Source organism: Verticiella sediminum (assembly GCF_007558815.1).
GTDB lineage: Bacteria > Pseudomonadota > Gammaproteobacteria > Burkholderiales > Burkholderiaceae_B > Verticiella > Verticiella sediminum.
The window spans coordinates 182,796-196,951 of sequence record NZ_VLTJ01000020.1; the positions used below are offsets into that span (position 1 = coordinate 182,796).

At 70.7% G+C, this 14,156-nt stretch carries 12 protein-coding genes; 4 read left to right on the forward strand and 8 right to left on the reverse strand.

The features are described 5' to 3' along the window. The first annotated feature begins 64 nt into the window (after positions 1-64). The 3 genes from FOZ76_RS10425 to FOZ76_RS10435 are packed head-to-tail and all read left to right on the forward strand — an operon-like array spanning position 65 to position 3,293. Positions 65-1,099, forward strand: coding sequence for an SDR family oxidoreductase (locus FOZ76_RS10425; protein ID WP_143948142.1), 1,035 nt, complete (start codon positions 65-67; stop codon positions 1,097-1,099). Beyond that, a complete protein-coding gene (locus tag FOZ76_RS10430; RefSeq protein WP_143948144.1) occupies positions 1,096-1,467 on the forward strand; it encodes a sensory rhodopsin transducer in 372 nt (123 codons plus the stop codon). Before FOZ76_RS10425 ends, FOZ76_RS10430 begins: the two co-directional genes overlap by 4 nt. After that, entirely contained in the window at positions 1,464-3,293 is a 1,830-nt protein-coding gene (locus FOZ76_RS10435) for a glycoside hydrolase family 15 protein (RefSeq protein WP_143948146.1), read from the forward strand. The genes FOZ76_RS10430 and FOZ76_RS10435 overlap by 4 nt, the downstream gene beginning before the upstream one ends. An 8-nt stretch (positions 3,294-3,301) precedes the next feature. On the opposite strand, the gene FOZ76_RS10440 is transcribed toward FOZ76_RS10435, so the two are convergent. The 5 genes from FOZ76_RS10440 to FOZ76_RS10460 form a co-directional block, all read right to left on the reverse strand. Next, the gene (locus tag FOZ76_RS10440) at positions 3,302-5,257 is read right to left on the reverse strand and encodes a hybrid sensor histidine kinase/response regulator (protein ID WP_143948147.1); all 1,956 of its coding nucleotides are present in this window, start codon (positions 5,255-5,257) and stop codon (positions 3,302-3,304) included. A 627-nt stretch (positions 5,258-5,884) separates the two neighbouring features. Beyond that, a complete protein-coding gene (locus FOZ76_RS10445) occupies positions 5,885-6,385 on the reverse strand; it encodes a MarR family winged helix-turn-helix transcriptional regulator (protein ID WP_170235379.1) in 501 nt (166 codons plus the stop codon). 200 nt (positions 6,386-6,585) lie between these two features. Then, positions 6,586-7,002 carry an acyl-CoA thioesterase gene (locus FOZ76_RS10450; RefSeq protein WP_143948151.1) on the reverse strand — a complete coding sequence of 139 codons (417 nt, stop codon included), beginning with the start codon at positions 7,000-7,002 and terminating at the stop codon, positions 6,586-6,588. A 49-nt stretch (positions 7,003-7,051) separates the two neighbouring features. Next, complete coding sequence (locus FOZ76_RS28345) at positions 7,052-7,453, reverse strand: hypothetical protein (protein ID WP_170235373.1); 402 nt, start codon at positions 7,451-7,453, stop codon at positions 7,052-7,054. Then, the gene (locus FOZ76_RS10460; RefSeq protein ID WP_143948154.1) at positions 7,454-8,245 is read right to left on the reverse strand and encodes a crotonase/enoyl-CoA hydratase family protein; all 792 of its coding nucleotides are present in this window, start codon (positions 8,243-8,245) and stop codon (positions 7,454-7,456) included. 203 nt (positions 8,246-8,448) lie between these two features. On the opposite strand from FOZ76_RS10460, the gene arfB reads away from it, so the two are divergent. Continuing rightward, positions 8,449-8,859, forward strand: a complete 411-nt coding sequence (arfB, locus tag FOZ76_RS10465) for an alternative ribosome rescue aminoacyl-tRNA hydrolase ArfB (protein WP_143948156.1) — start codon at positions 8,449-8,451, stop codon at positions 8,857-8,859. 17 nt (positions 8,860-8,876) lie between these two features. Here arfB and FOZ76_RS10470 read toward each other — a convergent pair whose 3' ends face one another. The 3 genes from FOZ76_RS10470 to FOZ76_RS10480 all read right to left on the reverse strand — a co-directional run bounded on the left by FOZ76_RS10470 (position 8,877) and on the right by FOZ76_RS10480 (position 14,137). Next, positions 8,877-10,307, reverse strand: coding sequence for a diguanylate cyclase (locus FOZ76_RS10470; protein ID WP_143948158.1), 1,431 nt, complete (start codon positions 10,305-10,307; stop codon positions 8,877-8,879). Between the two features lie 72 nt (positions 10,308-10,379). Beyond that, on the reverse strand, positions 10,380-13,016 hold the full coding sequence (locus FOZ76_RS10475; RefSeq protein ID WP_143948159.1) for an AAA family ATPase: 2,637 nt from the start codon (positions 13,014-13,016) through the stop codon (positions 10,380-10,382). Beyond that, on the reverse strand, positions 13,013-14,137 hold the full coding sequence (locus FOZ76_RS10480; protein WP_143948161.1) for a metallophosphoesterase family protein: 1,125 nt from the start codon (positions 14,135-14,137) through the stop codon (positions 13,013-13,015). The genes FOZ76_RS10475 and FOZ76_RS10480 overlap by 4 nt, the downstream gene beginning before the upstream one ends. Positions 14,138-14,156 lie beyond the last annotated feature (19 nt).

Below are 14,156 nucleotides of genomic sequence, written 5' to 3' on the forward strand. Positions count from 1 at the left end.
CCTCGCGCCCTGGGCGGCCTCGCCTTCGCGGGCGAGGTCCGGCGAGCATGGTCCTGGAGAAAGCATGTCCGATTTCCGTTCGTTCTGGCGCGATCGCGTCGTCGTCATCACCGGGGCATCCGCCGGCGTAGGGCGCGCATGCGCCATGAGCCTGGCCGCGCAGGGCGCGCACCTGTGCCTGATCGCGCGCGACAGCGCCGGCCTGCAGCAGACCCGCGGCGAAGCCGCGCAGCTCGGGGCCAGCGTGATCGCCTGCCCGGCCGACGTGGCCGACGCCGAAGCGGTGCAGGCGGCCGCCCAGGCCTGCGTCAACACCTTCGGCCGCATCGACGTATGGATCAACAATGCGATGGCGACCGTGTACAGCCCCATCGCCAAGCTCACCGCGGCCGAAGTGCGCCGCGTCACCGAAGTGACGTACCTGGGCGTGGTGCACGGCACGCTCGCGGCCCTGCGGCACATGCAGCGCGCCGGCCGCGGCACCGTCGTGCAGGTCGGCTCGGCGCTGGCGTACCGCGGCATCCCGCTGCAGGCGGCCTACAGCGCGGCCAAGCATGCCGTGCGCGGCTTCACCACGGCGCTGCGCGCCGAGCTGCTGCAGTCGCGCAGCCCGGTCCACGTCACGTCCGTCCACCTGCCGGCCATCGACACGCCCCAGTTCGACTGGGCGCGCACCCACTGCCCCACGCAGCCGCGGCCGATGCCGCCGGTGTATGCGCCGGAGGTGGCTGCGCGCGCCATCCTGCGCGCCGCGCGCCATCCGCGCCGCGAATACTGGGTGGGCGCGAGCACACCGCTCGTCGTATTCGGCGAACGCCTCGCGCCCGGACTGCTCGATCGCTACATGGCCCGGCACGCGGCGCGCGGCCAGGACTCGGGCGTCCCGGTGCCCCGCGAACGGCCCGACAATCTGCACGAGCCGGCAGCCACCGGGCACGACACGCGGGGTACCTGGGGCCACGAGGCCCGCACGCACGCCCTCGTCGTGTCGTCCGGGGCCGCGACCACGGCCGCGTGGCTGGTCTGCGGGGCGGCGCTGCTCGGCCTGGGCGCCTTGCTGCATCGATCCGCGCACCGCAGAACCAGGAGGTTTCCATGAGCATAGGCAAGACAGTCTGGGCCATCGCCGAGGGCTACATCCCCGGGCGCAGCGCCGACGAGAGCCACGAGATGGTCTCGCACGAGACGGCATGCATCCTGAACACCAACGAGGTGCCGGCGAACATACGCATCACCCTCTACTTCGCCGACCGCGACCCGGTCGGGCCGTACGAAGTGACGGTGGGCGCGCGCCGCACGCTGCATCTGCGCTTCAACGATCTCGCGCAACCCGAGCCCGTGCCGCGCGATACCGACTATGCCTCGGTCTTCGTCTCGGATGTGCCGATCGTCGTGCAGCATACGCGGCTCGACTCGCGCGACCCGAACATCGCCCTGCTCTCGACCATTGCCTACGCCGCCGGATGAGCCTGTATAAACAACCGCCCATTGCCGACTACGCCCTGATCGGCGACTGCCAGACCGCCGCGCTGGTCAATCGCCATGGCTGCATCGACTGGCTGTGCTGGCCGCGCTTCGATTCCGCCGCCTGCCTGACCCGCCTGCTCGGCGACGACGAGCACGGCTATTGGCATATCGGGCCGATGGACGGCGGGCGCTGCGCGTCGCGCCGCTACCTGCCCGGCACGCTGATCCTCGAGAGCCGGTTCGAGACGTCCACGGGCACCGTCACGATCTCCGACTTCATGCCGGTGCGCAAGGAGGGGGAATCGCTGTCGAACCTGATGCGCATCGTGCGCGGCGTGAGCGGCAGCGTGCGCATGCGCCTGGAGCTGGCCATACGCTTTGACTACGGGCGCATCGTCCCCTGGGTGTCGCGTACCGAGGGCGGCGCCCTGCGCGCGGTCGCCGGCCCGCATGCGGTGATGTTCTACTCGGCCGTGCCGACCCGCGGCGACGGTTACCGCACCGTGGCGGAATTCACCGTGCAGGCGGGCGACGAGCTGCACTTCTGCCTGAACTACGAGCCTTCGCACCTGCCGATCAGCAAGCCGCCCGATCCGGCGCAGGCGCTGGTGGACACGTGCGCGTTCTGGGAGGCGTGGTCGCAACGCAGCCGATACCGCGGCGCCTGGCCCGAGGCGGTGGAGCGATCGCTCATCACCATCAAGGCGCTGACCCACCGACCCACCGGCGGCATCGTCGCCGCGCCCACCACCTCGCTGCCCGAACACCTGGGCGGCGAGCGCAACTGGGACTACCGCTACTGCTGGCTGCGCGACGCCACCTTCACGCTGCTCTCGCTGCTCAACGCGGGCTACCGCGACGAGGCCGAATCGTGGTGCGACTGGCTGCTGCGCGCGGTGGCGGGCTCGGCCGAGCAGATCCAGCCGCTCTATGGCCTGGCGGGCGAACCCCGCCTGCGCGAGGAGACGCTGGACCACCTGCCCGGCTATCACGGCTCGGCGCCGGTACGCGTCGGCAACGCGGCGTGCAGCCAACTGCAGCTCGATGTCTTCGGCAGCGCCATGGACACGTTCCATGAGGCGCGCTCCGCGGGCCTGCGGCTGCATCACGACGGCCTCGCCCTGCAGCGCCACCTCATACGGCACCTGGACTCCCTGTGGCAGCTACCGGACGAAGGCATCTGGGAGGTCCGCGGCGAGAAGCAGCATTTCGTGCACTCCAAGCTGATGTGCTGGGTCGCGTTCGACCGCGCGGTCCAGGGCGCGGAACGCTTCGGCATGCCCGGCCCGGTGGACGCGTGGCGCAGCGCGCGCGAACGCCTGCGGGCCGAGATCCTGGAGCGCGGCTTCGATGCCCGCGTCGGCGCATTCACGCAGGCCTATGGCAGCACGGCGCTCGACGCCTCGGTGCTGCTGATCCCGTTGGTCGGCTTCCTGCCCGCGGACGACCCGCGCATGCGCTCGACCGTGCGCGCCATCCAGCGCTCGCTCACCGAGGACGGCCTGGTGCTGCGCTACGACACCGGCACCGGACACGACGGCCTGGCGGGCAAGGAAGGCGTGTTCCTCGCCTGCACCTTCTGGCTGGCCGACAATCTCATCCTGCAGGGCCGGCGCGACGAGGCGCGGCAGCTCTTCGAGCGCCTGCTGGCCCTGCGCAACGACGTCGGCCTGCTCGCCGAACAATACGATCCCGCGGCCGGGCGCCAGCTCGGCAACTTCCCCCAGGCGTTCTCCCATTTCGCGCTGATCGATACCGCCTTCAACTTCGAGGACACCAGCGGCCTGGCGCGCGACTGCGGCGGGCACCCGCGCAATCTGGGCTAAGGTCCAGCTCAGCGCACGTCCTCGGCATGCGCCGGGCCTTCGGCGACCAGCTCGCGCAGCACCGAGAGCAGGGCTTCGATGCGTACCGGCTTGTTCAGGTGCGCGCGAAACCCGGCGGCGAGCGCGCGCTGCACGTCGTCGCTGCGGCCAAAGCCGGTCAGCGCCACCGCGGGCGACCGTGCATGCCCGGGAAGCCCGCGCAGCCGGGCCAGCAGCTCGTGGCCGTCCATTTCGGGCATGCCGATGTCGGAGACAATGACGTCGTAGGTCTCGTCCCTGGCCCGCGCAAGCGCCTGCGCGCCGGTGCTGACCGCCGTCACCACCGCGCCTTCCATGGCGAGTAGCTGATGAAACGCTTCCAGCGTCTCGACGCTGTCGTCCACCAGCAGGACGCGCACGCCGGCCAGGCTGCCCGCCGCCGCGCTCTCGGCGGCCGCCTCGGCGCCCGAGGCGGCGCCGGGGCCGCTCACGGCCGGCAGCCAGACGGCGAAGGTGGCGCCGCACCCCTCTCCCGCCGACTCGGCCTGCACGCGCCCGCCATGCAGCTCCGCCAGTTGGCGCACCAGGGCCAGGCCGATGCCCAGGCCGCCCTGGCGCCGGGCGGCGAGGCCGTCGGCCTGCGCGAACATGTCGAACAGGCGCGGCAGGACAGCCGGTGAAATGCCACGCCCCGTATCGACCACCTTCAGCCAGGCACCCGTCGGGGCGTCCGGCGCGCCGTCGGCGACGGGCGCGGGCTCCACGCTGACGGCGACGGTGCCGCCGCGCGGGGTGAACTTGATGGCGTTGCTCACCAGATTCCAGACGATCTGCTCGATGCGCACTTCGTCCGCGTTCAACCAGACCTCGGGGCCCGGCTCCAGCACCAGGGTGACGCCCTGCTCCTCGGCCTCGGCACGCGAGGCCTGCACCACCGTCTCGACCACCCGGCGCCACTCCACCGACGCGGCCGCCAGGCGCAGCTTGCCGGTATGCAGGCGCGAGAGATCGAGCAGGTCGTCGATGATCTTGGCCTGGCCGAGTACCGAGCGCTGGATCACCTGCGCGGCGCGCTGCCCCAGAGCGGAGGACTGGACCTCGGGCAGACGGGTCAGCAATTCGGCATTGGCATAGATGAGGTTCAGCGGATGCTTGAGTTCGTGCGACATCACCGCGAGGAACTCGTCCTTGAGCTGGTTGGCAGCCTGGGCCCGCGCACGCACGATACGCTCGTGGCGCAGCAACACCTCGCGCTCGCGTTCGGCCCGCTTGCGGGCGGTGAGATCGCGCGCGATCTTGGCATAGCCGTACAGTTGGCGATTGCGCAGCGGCGTCAGCACGCCGCTGCAATAGAAGCGCTGACCGTCCGCGCGCAGGAGCCAGCGCTCGCCCTCGGCGCGGCCCTCGTCGCGGGCGCGGCGCATTTCATCCCCGGGCACGCCGTTGACGCGGTCCTCGGCCACGAACAGCATGCTGAAGTGCCGCCCCAGCGCCTGCGCCTCGGCATAACCGAACATGCGCTCGGCCGCGCTGTTCCAGCTCGTGACGCAGCCCTCGTTGTCGAGCGTGAAGATGGCATAGTCTTCGGTGCTGTCCGCCGCCAGGCGCATGAGATCCGGCGCGGTCTCGGGCACCCGGATCTCGATGAAGCGGAACAAGGCATGCAGTGCGCCGTCGGCGCCCCGGCGCCAGCGGCCGTCCACTTCGTAGGTGCGGCCGCCGACGGTCAGTTCGGCGCGGGTGTCGCCGCCGCCCTGCAACAGATGCGCAGCGTCGCTCAGGAGTTGCGGATAGCGTTCGGGCGGTTGCGTGTAGCACTCGGTCGCGCCATCCCAGCCCAGCAGCTCCTCCAGACCGGGGGTGGCGTATACCACGCGCGAGGCAGCGTCCAGTTCGAGTATCAGGACCCCCGCGTCCAATTGGCGGGAAAGCAGCTCGTGCGCCGCCGGGGTCGAGGAGCGAGACGGGGCATGCTTCGGATTCATGGGCACAATGTCTGGCACAAGCTTCTCTAAGGGAGAATCCACGCAACCCGCCGCATCGTGGATGACGACGATGGCGGGTCGTCCGGTCTGCACGCCGCTTGCCACGGCCAGAGCTGCGGCAATGCCGCTGCGCCGGTTTCCCCCGCCACCCGCTCGCGGGGCGTATTGCGTTCAGCCAGCCTCTCGCGCAGGGCCTTGCCTGGCCTCGCAGCCTGCGCGGGCTGGATCGAGACTCATCAAGTCTACCAGCAAGCGGTGGCGCGACAGGTGCGCCGCGAACATGTCCGGCGGAATGTCCCCACACAGCCGGCCCTGGCATCCGCAACGAAATGCGCGCGCATGATTCGATATGTAAGGCAAAATCGGCCGCTGCCTCCCGAAGCAGTGCTGGCTGCGCCGCATGGCTGCAGCCGCCAGGGCGCGGCAGCCAGCGCCCGGGCTTCCCGGTGCCTGCGCGCAACGTGGTGGACAGCTTCGATCATGCGGCCCGTTCCTGTTCCTGTCGTTGATTTCGAGCAAACATGCGCACGGACTCGGCACCGATGGCTCGGCCGCTGGTATGTACAAGCCGCAAGCCCCGTCAAGGCGGAATCAGCGCCCCATGGGCGCTCGCCAGGCACGGCCTGCTCAGCCCGTCGAGGCCCGGCGCAGCGCCCGCGGTTCGTCGGGCGCACCGGCGCCCGTACGTGCGCCGAGGATCACGCGCGTGAGCAGCTCGCCCAACAGCAGGCGCTCGCCGGGCGTGAGCACCGCGAGCACGTCATCCTCGAGATCGAGCGACAGGCTGCGCGCCTCGTCGGCGAGGCGCAGCCCTTGCGGCGTGAGGGTCAACCGATGCGCGCGACGATCGACCTCGCTGCGCTCGCGCAGCAGCAGCCCGCGATGCTGCAGCCGGTCCAGGATGACCGCCAGCCCCGGCGCAGTGATGTCCAGCGCCTCGCATAGCATCTTCTGGCTGACGTTGTCGTTGGCCGCGAGCAGCAACAGGATGGTGAAATCGACCGGGCGCAGGCGCAGCGCCTTCATCCTCGCATGGAAGGCGCGGCGCAGGCGCGCGTCGGCCATCGAGGTCTTGAACCCGATGAGGTGGGAGAGCGGGGACAAATCCAGCCCCGGGGACGTCGCCATGCCTGTGCTTCCTCTCGTTCGCGCTGCGCTCAGGACTCGATCTTCCAATCGCCATCGACCACCTGCATCATCACGCCGGTCTCGGGACCGAAGCCCCAGTGGTCGGTGGGAGTGTAGTTGAAGGTGTCTTGCGACACCGGAATCGGGTCGGCCGGCCATGGGCGGGACGCAGCGCGCCACCCATGCTGCGGCCCGCCGCATCAACGGCACAGGGCGCGGATGTCTTCGGGAATCGTCATCGCCCGCAGCCGGCCGCCCGCCTCGTCGCGCGCGACGAAGGCCCGCACCTCGGTGCCCTCGCACAGCACGTCGTCGCCGCGCTTCACGACGTGGCGATGACGGAACGTCTTGTTCCGCCATTCCTCCACGCTGGTGTGGATCTCCAGCGTCTCGCCGTAGGTGGCGCTCTGCATGAAGCGCGTGCCGATCTCCAGCACCGGCGTGCCGACGATGCCGCGGCTGTGCGTCAGCTCGCGCCAGGGCGGCACGCCGCAGGCCCTGAAGAAGTTGAGCGAAGACGCGTCCATCCAGCGCAGGAAATTGGGAAAGAACACGATTCCGGCGGGATCGCAATCGCCGAACTGCACGAGTACGCGGTGAACCACGGTGCGGGACATGACAGGCCTCATGGGGATGATGCGGGCGCGTTGCGCTCAGGGCCCATGGTCAAGCGCAGGCTCGACGCTGGGCGGGCTTGCCGTCGTCTATGTACAGCGTGCCGCCGTTGTAGAGCACGATGCCGATGTTGTGGTTCGCGTCGAAGATATGGTGCCACGACAGCCAATCGACCAGCACGGGCGGCGCATCGCCCAGGAAAGGCAGGTCGGCGAAGACCAGGCCCGGGGTGAGCGTCCGGACGATGTCGCGCAACTTGGCGAAGTCGTCCGACCGCAGCGAATACGCGGGCGAGACCGGCGCGTAGGGCGGCCAGCGAGCCGCCCAGGCGTACCTGGCGGTAGCGGGGTTGCACGGCCGGCGCTTCAGCGTCTCTGGCTTGCATGGTGTCTCCTCCTGTCGGCGTGCCGCTGCGCGGCCGCCGTGGCGCTCACGCGAGCGCCCGCTTGCCATTCAGTTATTGGCGCGAACTTTTCCTGCCCTGCCCTGCAGAAACGCGTTCATGCGGTCCTTGGCGCCCTGGTCGGCCTGCGCGATCGCCGCCATCAGCGACTCCATGAAGAGGCCGTCGGACTGGGACTGGTCGGCGATGCGCGGCAGCGCCTGCACCACGGCGAAGTTGGACAGCGGCGCGTTGCCGGCCACGCGCTCGGCCAGCGCCATCGCCTTGGCCAGCCCTTCGCCGTCCTCAACCAGATACTGGGCCAGGCCGGCGGCCACGCCCTCTTCTGCCGAATACACCCGGCCCGTAAGCATCATGTCGACCATGCGCGCCACGCCGATCAGGCGCGGCACCCGGGCCGACCCGCCGCCGCCGACGAACAGGCCGCGCTGCCCCTCGGGCAGACCGAAGTAGCAGGAACGCTCGGCCACGCGGATGTGGCATGCGCTCGCGAGTTCCAGCCCGCCGCCCACGACCGCTCCGTTGAGCGCGGCGATCACCGGCACTTTGCCGAACTGGATCTGGTCGAACGCCGCATGCCAGGAGCGCGAATGCAGAATGCCCTCGGCCGCGCTGCGCTCGCTCAGCGCCGACAGATCGAGCCCGGCGCAGAAATGCGGCCCTTCGCCATGCACCACCGCCACCCGCACATGCTGCGGCAGACGCACGAAGGTGGTGTGCAGATCGGCGAGCAGCGCATCGTTGATCGCATTGCGCTTGGCCGGACGCGCCAGCCGGATCAGCGCGATCGGACCGCTTGCGTCGACATGCAGCAGCTCGCTGCCGAGTTGAGTGGGGCTCATGGGTTTGCCTGTCCAAATTTGATTATTAGTATTAACTAAATGCACGTGCCGGCCACTTGGGGTTTTCCCTGAGCGGGGACCGGGACAGCGCGCACGGGGCCGCCCACCGCACTGCAGCCCGCGGCGCTCGGGCACAATCGTCGCTGAAACCCTCCCCATGCAGGCATGGCGCCGACACCGCCGGCCTCTTTTTCCGACCGAACATGATCCGCATCACCCCCTCCCTCTGGCTGGACGAACGCGACATCGAAACGAGCTTCGTGCGCGCCGCCGGCCCCGGTGGGCAGCACGTGAACAAGACGTCGAGCGCGGTCCAACTGCGCTACGACACGCGCCACCTGCCCGAAGGCGTACGCGAGCGGCTGCTGGCGCTGGCCGGCAGCCGGGCCACGCGCGAGGGCGAGATCGTGATCCAGGCGCAGGAACATCGCAGCCAGACGCTCAACCGGGCCGCGGCGCTGCAGCGCCTGGTCGAACTGCTGCAGCAGGCCGCGCACGTGCCGCGCCACCGCGTGCCGACGCGCCCCACCGCGGCCTCGCGGCGCCGGCGCCTGCAGACCAAGGCCCTACGCGGCGACACCAAGGCGATGCGTCGCAAGGTGGGAGAGGACTAAGCTAAGGCGCGCAGCGCTCAGTGCGCGTCGACGGGCGCGTCGTCCGCATCGAGCACATGGCGGTTGCGCCCCGCATGTTTGGCGCTGTAGAGCGCCTGGTCTGCCCGCGTCACCAGACGCTGAGGGTCCGGATGGCCATCGAACAGCGCGGCGCCGATGCTCACGGTGATGGGCAGGCGCATACCCTCCTTGACCCGGAACACGCGTTCGACGAAGGACAGGCGCACGCGCTCTGCGGCAATCGCCAGGCCTTCGCGGTCGGTATCGACCAGCAGCAGCAGGAACTCCTCGCCGCCATAGCGAAAGATGTAGTCGCTGGCCCGGCAGGCGGTCTGCAGCACGTCCGCGGCCTGGCGCAGGATGGCGTCGCCCCCGTCGTGCCCGTAGCGATCGTTGATGCGCTTGAAGTGGTCGATGTCGACCATCATCACCGCGAAGGGGCAATGCGTGCGGTTCGCCAGGGCGATCTCGCGCGTGAGCACCGAGCTCAGGAAGCGCCGGTTCAGGAGCTGGGTGAGCGGGTCGCGGCCGGCGTCGACCGCCGAGATGCGGTCGAACAGCGCGTTCAGGAGGAACTTGATGTCGGCCACGCGCTGCTTGAGCTGCTCGATGCCGACACGCTCCTCGCCGGTCTGCGGCACGGCGGCGGTCAGCCGGGGCAGCACCGTGGCGTCGATCTCGCCCACCGCGCGCATGAGCGGGGCGAGTTCCGGCATGCCGTCGAAGATCGCCCGGCCCTTGTGATAGATCCACAGGCCGAACTCCGACGTGCGCAGCGTCGGCAGCACATTGCGCCGGTCGGTGTAGTAGAGATCGAGCAGGACGCTCTGGCTCCACTCCATGAGCGCGGCGCGCTGGCGCTCGCGTTCCATGGAGACATCCTGGCCGAGCGAGAACAGCCGGTACGCCTCGTCGGTGCGCGCCGCCCGCTTGGTGCTGGTGAGATAGGCCGAGCTCATGACCTCCATGGCGAGGTCGACGAGCTGCCCGACGAATTGTTGGGCCCGAAAGAGCTCGTCGCGATCCAGGTCAGGCTGCTGCGCCAGCTTGTCGGCCAGCGCAGCCTTCAGGATGCGCGCGCCGCGCAGGACCAGCGGCACGGGCACGCCGATGCGCGCATGCACCTCGCCCACCGTGAACTGCAGGTGCGAGATGCCGGCGACGTCCGGCGTTGCTTCGGCCTCGAACAGGTTGCGCAGCCACCGCATGAGGCTGCTGTGCAGGCGCTGGGACACCACGTTCGGCGACAGCAGCGGGCGCGCCTGCGGGTCGGCCAGCATCTCCGTGTAGAACAGGGTGGCGAGTTCCCGCGCGTGCTCGTGGACCGACGTGGCCACGCGCACGCGGATCGGCATGTCCAGGCGCCGGTAGACGCCCAGCCACGCCTCGGGGTCCAGATATTGCGCGCTGCCCTCGGTGTCGAGCAGGCTGGGAGATACTTCACGCATGTCGGTTCATCCCGTGCCGCGATTCCGGCGAATCGACGATTATCGCATCGCCGCGCGCATTGATCTCGCAACTCATGCGTCTGTGGGCCTATCGTCGCCCAACTCGCGCGCTGCCACGCCCAGGTCTCGCCACGCCGCCGCATGGCAACTGAACACCAGCACCTGGTGCCGGGTCGCCGCGTCGAAAAGCGCCCGCTTGATCCAGCCCAGGCGCTGCGCATCGGTGTGCACCAGCGCGTCGTCCAGGATCAGCAGCGTCGGGCGGCCCGCCTCACGCAAAATATCGGCGTAGGCGATACGCGCCAGCACGCCCAGTTGTTCCTGCGTGCCGTGGCTCAACGCGTCCAGGCCCAGCGTATGGTCGGGCCTGACAATTTGCGTGGGAAGCAAATTTTCGTCCAACTGCAGGCTGGCCTCGCCGAACAACAGCCGCAGATAGTGCGCCAAGCGCTCCGCCAGCGGCGCCTGCAGGCGGCTGGTCGCCGCCTCCCGGCGTTCGCGCAGAGCTTCGCGCAGCATGCGCAGCGCCCGCGCCCGCAAGGCCAGGCCGTCCACGCGGCGCTGCAGTCGTTCGGCCTCGGCGCCCACCTCGGCCAGCCGTTCGCCCAGCCCCTGGGCGCCGGCCTCGTCCAGCCGGCCTTGCAACAGCAGCATGCGTTCGTGCCGCGCCTGGAATGCCTCGCGAGCGATACGCGCCGAGCGCTCCAGACGATCGATATCCTGGCGATTGAGCTGGCTGTCGTGGCCTTCGAGACGCGCCTTGGCCAATTCGATGCGCTGTTCGATCGCATCGCGCTGGGCTTTCGCCTCGGCCAGGCGCATGGCGCGCTGCGCCTGTTGCCCGGTCGCGGCGGCGCTCTCCAGGCGCTCGGCGAGCGCGCGCTCGCGCTCGCGGGCCTGCGCCAGATGCGTCAGCGCCTGCTGCGCCTGCATCCGCCGCGCCTCGCCGCGTTCCTGGAGCTGCCGCCAGGCCGTTTCAGCCAACTCCCGCTCGGTCGCGCACGCGTTCAGGTCCAGCGCGCCCGGCGCTTCGGCCGACGGCGCGAACTGCGCCAGGCGGGCCTGCAGCCGCTCGAGCAGTGCCTGCGCCTCGAAGCAGGTCTGCTCCAGGGCGGCCAGCCCCTGCGGCGCGTGGATGTCGAGTTCGCGCTGCAGGTTGCCCAGTTCGCCGGCATGCGCCTGCCGCGTCGCCCAGCGCGCCTCGGCCCGGGCCAGACTGTCCACGCCGAGCGCCGCGAACAACTGCGCCCGTTGCGCCTGCAGCGCGTTCGCCCGCTCGGCGAGCTGCGCCAGGTCCTGCCCGCCGGGCAGCACGTCGAGCCGGCCGCCGTTGGCCAGCTCGATCACCATGGGGCGATCCAGCCAGCGCTCGCCGCGCCCCGCCACGGCCGTGCCGTCCAGCCTGACGCCGCCATCCGGCAGCTCGTAGCGCAGGCGCGTGGCGGTCGCCTCGCGCCGCAGGGCCAGCGCCTCGCACTCGCGTTCCAGCTCGCGCAACTGGGTGAGATCCGGTTCGGACAGGGTTTCCCGATGCAACTGTTCGCGCACGCGGGCCAGCTCCGCGGCCAGGCGCTGCGCCTCGCGATGGGCGTGCCGCAGCCGCTGGGCTTCCGACTGCTGGCGTTCGACCATGCCTTGCACGTCGCGCCGCTCGGCCAGTTGGCGGGCGGCCTCGTGGCGCTCGCGCGCCAGCCGCGCCCGCTCGGCCGCCTGGGCGACCGCCTGAGCCTCGCCGGCGGCGCTCGCGGCGTGCGCGTCGGCGGCCTCCTCGAGCCGACGCAGCTCGCGCCGCAGCCGGGCCAGCTCGTCGATGTCGGCCTGCACGCGCATGGCGCCGTCGTGCAGCAGGGCGAGCTGCTCGTCGTACTGACGACGCTCGCGCAGCAGGACATCCAGTTCGTGGCGCTGTTGCACGGCCTGCTGCTCGCGCTCGCGCGCCTGCGCGGCCTGGCGCTCGAAGCCCACCCAGGGGGGATCGCGCTCGTCCTCGGCATGGGCCAGCCGCAAGCCCGCCAACTGGTCGATGGCCTCGTTCAGGACGCGGTGCGCCGCCTGCAGCGCATCGATGTCGGCCTGCACGCGCGCCAGCTCGGCTTCGGCCTCGCGATACGCCGCACGCGGCTTGCCCCGCGCATCCAGCAATTCCGCGAGATCGGCCTCGACGCGGACGAGCAGCCGGTCGCCATCGCCGCTCGCCAGTTCGCCCGACACACGCTGCAAGGCTTCGCGCAGGTGCATGCGGGCATGCTCGATGGGCGTGCGGGTCGCGCTCTCGCCCTGCTGTATCCAGAGCAGGCCGGGCACGCCGGCGTGCTCGGGACGGCTCTGGCCCTTGCCCGGAAACACATAGCCCAGCAGGGCGGCCAGCGCATCGTCGGCCTGTTCGCCCTCGAGCCGACGGCCACCGTCGACAATCAGTTCGCAGCGCGGCCGCGTCAGGAACGACTTGCGCAGGCTGTAGCGGCGCCCGCCGGTCTCGAACTCCAGTTCCACCGTCGGGCGTGGCGCAGCCAGGCCGTAGGGCGCGAAATCCGCCACCTTGCTGGTCTTGTAGCGCTCCAGGAACGCCGCGCGCACGGCCGCCGCGACCGTGCTCTTGCCGGCTTCGTTCGGCCCCACGAAAAGATTGATGCCGGCTTGCAGATCGTCGAGGACCAGGGGCTCGCGAAAACGACGGAACTCGCTCAGCCGTATGCTGTGCAGCCTCATGCGCCGCCTCCCGCGGCCGATTCGCGCGCATAGCCCAGCAGCACGCGCAGCGCTTCACGCGCGACCGCACCCTCTTGCGGATCGTCCTGGCGAAAGCGCAGCTCGGCCACGACGTCGGCCAGGTAGCCGCCCGCGGCCATCTCGGCGAAATCCGCGTCGGCGGGCACCAGGCGCAGACCGTCGAGGCTGGCGCGCAGCGCACGCGCGCGGCCTTGCGCCTGCCCGATCGCCCGTTCGAGCGCGGCCTGGCCGGCGCCGTCCACTTCGCCTTCGAGCGTGAGCCGCAGCACGTCGTCCGCGCCCAGAGCGGCCAGGCGCGCGGCCAGCGCCTCGACGTCGCCGGGCAGCGCAATGCGCTCGCGCCAGGCCTGCCAGCGATAGCGCCCCACCGGGATGCGCTCGACCTCGGGCAGCGCGCCTGGACGATCGATGCGCACGGCGAGCGCCACGCCGGGCTCGTTGCCGCGAAACCGGTCGGGCTCGGGCGTGCCGGCATACCAGGTGCGCGCATCGATCCGCAGGCAGCCGTGCCAGTCGCCCAGCGCCAGATAGTCCAGGCTGGCGCGCTCCGCCCGCGCCGGGTCGATCGGGTTGCTGGCGTCGGCCGCCTCGGGCAACCGGCCCGAGACGCTGCCGTGCGCCAGGCCCACGCGCACCAGCCCGGCCGGGGCCTGCATGGCGTCGAAATCGCGCGTGACGTCATCGTAGGTCTGGCGCTGCGTCAGCGGCGCCGCGAGCACGGCGAGCCCGGCCTCGGGCAGGCCGAGCACCCCGGGCGCGTCCGGAATGCGCACCTGCGGCGGTACGCAGCCCAGGGCCCGGGCGCGCGTCCACACGCTGGTGGGCAAGGCGGCGTCGTGGTTGCCGGCTAGGAGCACCCAGGGCCCGGCATACGCCTCGAGCAGGCCGAACAGGCGGCGGATCGTGCGATCGGACACTTCCTGCATGTCGAACACGTCGCCCGCGACGAGCACCGCGTCGACCTGCCGTTCACGCGCGATGCGCGCAAGCGTCGCTACCGCCTCGAAGCGCGCCTCGGCAAGGATCGCACCGTCGGCCGGGTCGAGCTGGCCGTAATGACGGCCGATCTGCCAATCGGCCGTATGCAGAAAAAGTGGCATGAGACTACTCGCGCCCCGC